This is a genomic window from Methyloglobulus sp., from assembly GCF_040079455.1.
Classification (GTDB): Bacteria; Pseudomonadota; Gammaproteobacteria; order Methylococcales; family Methylomonadaceae; genus Methyloglobulus.
The window spans coordinates 94,733-100,760 of record NZ_JBEBKJ010000003.1 but is presented as its reverse complement, the minus strand read 5'-3'; the positions used below and the strand labels follow the sequence as shown (position 1 = coordinate 100,760).

The 6,028-nt window shown below is 45.5% G+C and carries 8 protein-coding genes and 1 pseudogene; 8 read left to right on the top strand and 1 reads right to left on the bottom strand.

What is annotated here, in order from left to right; all coding sequences use genetic code 11:
* From ABL924_RS01710 to ABL924_RS01675, 8 genes and pseudogenes are all read left to right on the top strand, one after another.
* Positions 1-162 (top strand): annotated as a pseudogene (locus tag ABL924_RS01710) (oligoribonuclease); the annotation flags it as partial.
* A 39-nt stretch (positions 163-201) separates the two neighbouring features.
* Positions 202-795 carry a hypothetical protein gene (locus ABL924_RS01705; RefSeq protein WP_349025332.1) on the top strand — a complete coding sequence of 198 codons (594 nt, stop codon included), beginning with the start codon at positions 202-204 and terminating at the stop codon, positions 793-795.
* A gap of 189 nt (positions 796-984) precedes the next feature.
* Complete coding sequence (gene crcB / locus ABL924_RS01700) at positions 985-1,692, top strand: fluoride efflux transporter CrcB (protein ID WP_349025331.1); 708 nt, start codon at positions 985-987, stop codon at positions 1,690-1,692.
* 38 nt (positions 1,693-1,730) lie between these two features.
* Positions 1,731-3,005, top strand: coding sequence for a serine--tRNA ligase (serS, locus tag ABL924_RS01695; RefSeq protein WP_349025330.1), 1,275 nt, complete (start codon positions 1,731-1,733; stop codon positions 3,003-3,005).
* Between the two features lie 74 nt (positions 3,006-3,079).
* Positions 3,080-3,355 (top strand): BrnT family toxin, encoded by a 276-nt coding sequence (locus ABL924_RS01690; RefSeq protein ID WP_349025329.1) that lies wholly within the window; start codon positions 3,080-3,082, stop codon positions 3,353-3,355.
* A complete protein-coding gene (locus ABL924_RS01685) occupies positions 3,339-3,632 on the top strand; it encodes a BrnA antitoxin family protein (RefSeq protein ID WP_349025328.1) in 294 nt (97 codons plus the stop codon). The genes ABL924_RS01690 and ABL924_RS01685 overlap by 17 nt, the downstream gene beginning before the upstream one ends.
* Positions 3,633-4,156: 524 nt before the next feature.
* Positions 4,157-4,846: a hypothetical protein gene (locus ABL924_RS01680; protein ID WP_349025327.1), complete on the top strand. Its 690-nt coding sequence runs from the start codon at positions 4,157-4,159 to the stop codon at positions 4,844-4,846.
* A 37-nt stretch (positions 4,847-4,883) separates the two neighbouring features.
* Positions 4,884-5,546: a hypothetical protein gene (locus ABL924_RS01675; RefSeq protein WP_349025326.1), complete on the top strand. Its 663-nt coding sequence runs from the start codon at positions 4,884-4,886 to the stop codon at positions 5,544-5,546.
* Positions 5,547-5,834: 288 nt separating this feature from the next.
* Here ABL924_RS01675 and ABL924_RS01670 read toward each other — a convergent pair whose 3' ends face one another.
* The gene (locus ABL924_RS01670; RefSeq protein WP_349025325.1) at positions 5,835-6,011 is read right to left on the bottom strand and encodes a hypothetical protein; all 177 of its coding nucleotides are present in this window, start codon (positions 6,009-6,011) and stop codon (positions 5,835-5,837) included.
* Positions 6,012-6,028 lie beyond the last annotated feature (17 nt).

Genomic DNA, 6,028 nt, shown 5'->3' with positions numbered 1-6,028 from the left:
ATTGATGTCTCGACATTAAAGGAATTGGCGGCGCGGTGGGCACCGAACCTGAAAGACGGGTTCAAAAAAGAAACCAAGCATGAAGCCTTGGCGGATATTATTGAATCGATTGAAGAATTGCGTTATTACCGTGAGCATTTTATTAAATGTCCAAGTTTGTAGGGTACGCATTGCGTACCCTGGATAGCTAAAATTAACTATTTGGTTTTAATTGCCATTTTATTTGTTGGGTTTGATGCTTACGCAACAAGAAAAGCATTTATTCCCATTGAAGAGCAAATCAAAAACTTAGTGGCGAGGGCGGATACTATCTTTGTTGGCAAAGTGCTGGGCAAGAAAATTATTAAAGACGGCTTGATAACTGAAGAAATTGTTGAATTTACAACAATTGAAAATGGTGTTGAAAAAGGAAAGAATAAGGAGTTGGAAAGGGAGGTTTATGATGTCGGAGTTTGGTCTATGGAAGTTAAAAAAGTCTATAGAGGCAATCTTAAGATTGGCGATACTCAAACAGTTTGCTCAATGATTGTTTATCCAGACAACAGATACAGCTTAACCGAAATGATCTATATAAAAGATGGTCAAGAAGTAACGATATTCGGGAATAAAGAAGGAAAGCATGTTTATTTTCCAGCGGTTTTAGAACCGGTAGAATATGACCAAATCATCTTATATGAAATCAAGAAGAAACCACCTCATGTTCCTACCAATCATGACTACTCAAGAAATATAAATATTTTTGGGAGTGATGAAGAAAAAGTTCTCAGGAACGTTTGTTTGGAAGAAAATTCATAAAAAATAAAAATTATATTGATTTTATTATCCGTACTTTAAAGCCGTAAGGGACGTAGGTACGATTAGCGATAGCGTAATCGTACGCATGAGATTGTTGATTACTTTCCTCCGATTACGCTATCGCTAATCGGAACTACACGCTAATTATTTTCTTGCAAGGGATGATCCTTGGATTTATTGGATTAATTAATGAATCAAATAATCGCCGTCGCCCTAGGCGGCTCATTCGGAGCTGTATTCCGCTTCCTGGTGTCAACCGGCATTTACCAGTGGCTAGGCCGTGGCTTTCCTTACGGTACACTGGTGGTCAATATCATCGGCTCTTTCCTGTTGGGCTTGCTGACCGAAGCCTTGATAGTTCAGAAAGTCACCTTTGCCTATGATTACCGCGCCGCCATCCTAGTCGGCTTTATCGGCGCATTCACCACGTTTTCCACGTTTTCCCTGGAAACCTTGTACCTTATCGAGCAAGGCAGCCTGACGAAAGCGGCAGGCAATATCTTTGTCAGTGTCACCGCCTGCATCCTGGCGGTCTGGCTGGGCTTGCTCTGTAGCCGGGGCTTGTTTTTTTGGTCAGGCGGTGCAATAAGCTGGCAGGGGCATACCATTCCTTATGCGTTGCTGGTCATCAACACGATAGGCGCGTTCATGATTGGTTTTGTGATTGCCCTGTTGCTGGCCAAGATTGCTTTGCCCGAACCCTTGGGCGCAACGCTTATGGTTGTCGTCATCGGCATGTATTTGGTGTTGTCCGGCTTGTATGTCCTGTTGTACTTAATCGAGCAGGGCTATTCGCTATCCAGCCAGATGCGTTATTTGATAGGCATATTTTCAGCCAACACCTTGGTTTGCTCATTGCTAACGTGGCTGGGGTTTATTGCCGCAAAAGACTTATAATTAGTTTTTGTGTTCGTTTTTATTGATTAGGAAATACCGTGTTAGACCCCCGATTATTCAGGACAGACCTTGATAAGGTTAAGCAACAACTGGACAGGCGTTCGTTCGCATTCGACCCCGCACCTTATATCGCGTTGGAAGCCCGCCGCAAAGAAGTGCAGGTGAAGACCCAGGAATTGCAGAATGAACGCAACAGCCGTTCCAAATTGGTAGGGCAAGCCAAAGCCAAAGGCGAAGATGTCCAGCCCATTTTGGAGCAAATGCAACATCTCGGCGATGACTTGAAAGCGGCAGAAGCGGAACTGGCTGAAATCCAACAGGAAATGGCTGCGCTGATGGAAGTCATACCCAACATTCTGGATGAATCCGTACCCGAAGGCAAAAATGAAGAAGCCAATGTTGAGATAAGCCGCTGGGGTAAGGTGCCTGAATTCACCTTTACGCCCAAAGACCACGTTGATTTGGGCGCAAAAAACAGGCTGATAGATTTTGAATTGGGCGCAAAAATCGCAGGCGCACGGTTTGTGGTCTTGAATGGCCCGTTAGCCCGCTTGCAACGCGCCATCATCCAGTTAATGTTGGATACGCACACCGCCGAGCATGGTTATAGCGAAACCTATGTGCCGTATCTGGTGAATGCAGACAGTTTGCGTGGCACCGGGCAATTGCCAAAGTTTGAAGCCGATTTGTTTAAAGCTAGTGATGATCCGGCTTTGTACTTGATTCCGACGGCGGAAGTCCCTGTCACCAACATCGTTCGTGATGTCATCGTCGATGCCAAAGACTTGCCCCTGAAATTCGTTTGTCATAGCCCATGTTTTCGCAGTGAAGCAGGTGCGTATGGGCGCGACGTGCGCGGCATGATCCGCCAGCACCAGTTCGAAAAAGTAGAAATTGTCCAAATCGTCAGGCCGGAAGATTCCGCCCGCGTACACGAAGAATTGACGCGCCATGCCGAAGTTATCCTGGAAAAACTGAACCTGCCTTATCGAAAGATGTTGCTGTGCGCGGGCGACACTGGTTTTTCATCGGCAAAAACCTACGACCTTGAAGTCTGGCTACCAGGGCAGGGCGCGTATCGGGAAATTTCTTCTTGCAGTAATTTTAAGGACTTCCAGGCGCGACGCTTACAGGCACGTTGGCGAAACTCGGAAACAGGCAAGCCCGAATTGGTGCATACCTTAAACGGCTCAGGTTTGGCGGCTGGCAGGACGTTGATTGCGGTCATGGAGAATTATCAGGATGAGGAGGGGAAGATACATATTCCTGAGGTGTTGTTGCCGTATATGGGTGGGTTGAAGGTTATTGAATAATTTATGATGTGCGCTTCATCAGCGGAAGATTGTCAACTCTTGTTTGTACGCACAATTGTGCATATAATTGACGCATGAAGATTGAATTCGATCCTGACAAAGCTGCCGCAAATCCATTGAAACACGAGGGCGTGACGTTCGATGAAGCCAAAGCTGTATTGCTAGATCCTTACGCATTGACGAAAGAGAATGGTAATGCCGACAATGAACAACGGTTTATCACTCTGGGCATGGGTGCAAAGGGTCGAATTTTAATCGTGGTTTGGACGTTACGCGAAGAGACAGTGCGTCTAATTTCTGCCTGGAAAGCCAACCAATCCCAAAGGAGACGTTATGAGCAACAATTCTGATCCCCTATTTGACCGTTATGTCGACATGGATTTTAGCGATGCCAAGCCTGTCTCGGAAATCCCGGCATTGGCAAAATTGCAAGCCGAACAAGGCGGCAAGTCGCGCATAACCATGCGCGTCGATAATGACACGCTGGCTATTTTTAAAGTCCGCGCCGAAATCACCGGCGGCAATTATCAAACCCTGATGAATGAAGCATTACGGCAGTTTGCCCAAGGCTTAACATTAGCCGATGTTGTGCGGGAGACCATTCGGAAGGAATTGCATCAGGGTTGAGCCTATCATAGTTTGATAGTGATGAATGGAATCAACATACCCTCTCCTTGTGGGAGAGGGCTAGGGTGAGGGGGTATTTCAGGTGTCGCTACCGCGACGGCTATTTTAATGTGGGTTCTCGTACCCACAGACGAGATACTTTTCTTTGCTTCGCCAAACCACATGGATGTGGTGAATGTGGAAAATGCAGGAGCATTTTTCCACAAAAGAAAGTATCCAAAGAAAAGGCGACCCGGATGCCGCTTGCTTCCTGCGCTTCTCGCATTTGCCGGGGGTTGCCGGAAGGGACTTCCTGTCCCTCCGGCAACGTGCGGCATCCCTGCCGCACCCCTAACGGGCTATTCCCGATAAATGCTCCGATGCTCGGCGCGGCATATGGGAGATGGGGAGTTTTAAATGTAGGATGTGCTGAACAAAGTGAAGCGCATCTGTCGCGAACGATGCGTCTCGTTCCTCGTCACATTCTATGAACTACACACGGCGTATCTTAAGGGTTAATATTTAATTCAATGACGCATCCAAAGATGAATACACACGCTACCCCTGAACAATCCGAAGAACTTGAAAAGCGCATTCGCCTTGTGAGACGAGATGTTAGCGATTTGTTATTCCATTTTACTCGTAGCACAAATGATAGCCCGGCAAATTCTGTGCTTCATGCAATTCTTAACGAAGGAAAATTGCGAGGCACATCGCGCTGGAGCGAGCCGGATAAAATCGTCTGTTTTACAGAGTCACCGATTCAAGAATTTAACTCTATTTTCTCCCTGGTTACGATTGCTTCCTCAGAGTCTGAGCGTCCTCGATACGAGCCATACGGTATTGCAGTCAGCAAGAAGTGGCTTTATAAGAAAGGTGGTCGCCCCGTAATTTATGATCATCCCGATGCACTTTGCGATTATCCTGAGTCTCTGCGTTATCGTTATGTCCAATATAATCCAGCAAGTCCAATGGAAGACTATACTTGGGAACGTGAATGGAGAATAAAAATTGATGAGTTGGAGCTTGATTCACAACACACTCTTGTTGTCGTACCAAGTTCTAAAGAAGCATTTGATATTGTATACGGATACGCCCATGTTGATATTGAACATGATTGGGATAGCGAAGATTGGGATGATCCAACCGCAGGATATATTACAGGTTCTCATCACATTCATAAACCTCATTGGCTCACTGTATCACTTGAATTGTTTGGATTTAAAGCACAGTAGTTAAAGATCAATACAATAACAATTTAAGGATTAGTCTATGAAAATAATATTGTGTATATGGGTTTTGTTTTCTCTTGTTACAGGTTGTAGTGCAGACAGCAGTATTTTAAAAAGCACGGAATCAAAAGATCGAACTACTACAGCTATAGAAAATAGAAATGAAATTGCCTTTTTACCTAATGAGAGCGAACCTTTCACTGGTATATTTGAAGAGTATTATTCGAATGGAAAGATAAAATTTAAAAAAAACTACAAGGATGGAAGAGAAAATGGACTAACGACAAGGTGGCATGAGAATGGGCAGAAAATGTCAGAAACCAACTACAAGGACGGAAAGGAAAATGGATTGCAAACAGTCTGGGATGAAAATGGTCTAAAGTTGGGCGAAAGCAAATGTATAGATGGTGATTGTAAGAAAAAGAGTTTGGAAGATGAGACGGAGCAAAAAACAAGTGAACCCAAACAAAAAATTATAAGCCGTTGTCGAACCCAAATGGGAGAACATGGAGCAGCAATGGTTAAAGCCTGTGTCGATCAGGATTTAGAAGCGTTTCAAGCCCTTGCCATTGGCTCATACTTGGAAAAACATAAAGACATTCTTACAAGATGTCTTGGTCAAATGGGAGAACATGGTTACGCAATGGTCAAAGCCTGTGCAGATCAAGACATTGAAGCAGAAGATGCGTTGGGCAAATACTAAAGGCCGTAAGTCGTATAAATGTGCTGGATTACCTCGTACGGTGGGTTAGTTTTAGGGCGCGGTTAGGCCGCGAAAACCCACTGTGCCTAAAAAATTGCTGGCGTTCATGCGCGGCGTAACCCGCCGAATGTGATGAGCTTCGATATGGTGGATTACGATGCGCGGAAATACTTTACTTATCTTTAAATCTGGCTGCTTTGCGCGTCTAGTCCACCCTACTATACTACAACAATCTCCCAATCCCGTCATGCCGCGCCGAGTACCGGAGGTTTTGGCGGGAATAGCCCGTTAGGGGTGCGGCAGGGATGCCGCACGTTGCCGGAGGGACAGGAAGTCCCTTCCGGCAACCCCCGTCAAAACTGAGGAACGCAGGAAGCAAGCGGCATTCGGGTCGCCTTTTCTTTGGATACTTTCTTTTGGCGAAGCAAAAGAAAGTATCTCGTCCGTGGGTACGAAAACCCACATTAAAATAACCGTCGCGT

Coding starts and splice junctions, on each gene's coding strand:
- ABL924_RS01670 (WP_349025325.1), bottom strand. CDS start 6,011: ATGTGGGTTTTCGTACCCACGGACGAGATACTTTCTTTTGCTTCGCCA.
- crcB (WP_349025331.1), top strand. CDS start 985: ATGAATCAAATAATCGCCGTCGCCCTAGGCGGCTCATTCGGAGCTGTA.
- ABL924_RS01680 (WP_349025327.1), top strand. CDS start 4,157: ATGAATACACACGCTACCCCTGAACAATCCGAAGAACTTGAAAAGCGC.
- ABL924_RS01675 (WP_349025326.1), top strand. CDS start 4,884: ATGAAAATAATATTGTGTATATGGGTTTTGTTTTCTCTTGTTACAGGT.
- ABL924_RS01690 (WP_349025329.1), top strand. CDS start 3,080: ATGAAGATTGAATTCGATCCTGACAAAGCTGCCGCAAATCCATTGAAA.
- ABL924_RS01685 (WP_349025328.1), top strand. CDS start 3,339: ATGAGCAACAATTCTGATCCCCTATTTGACCGTTATGTCGACATGGAT.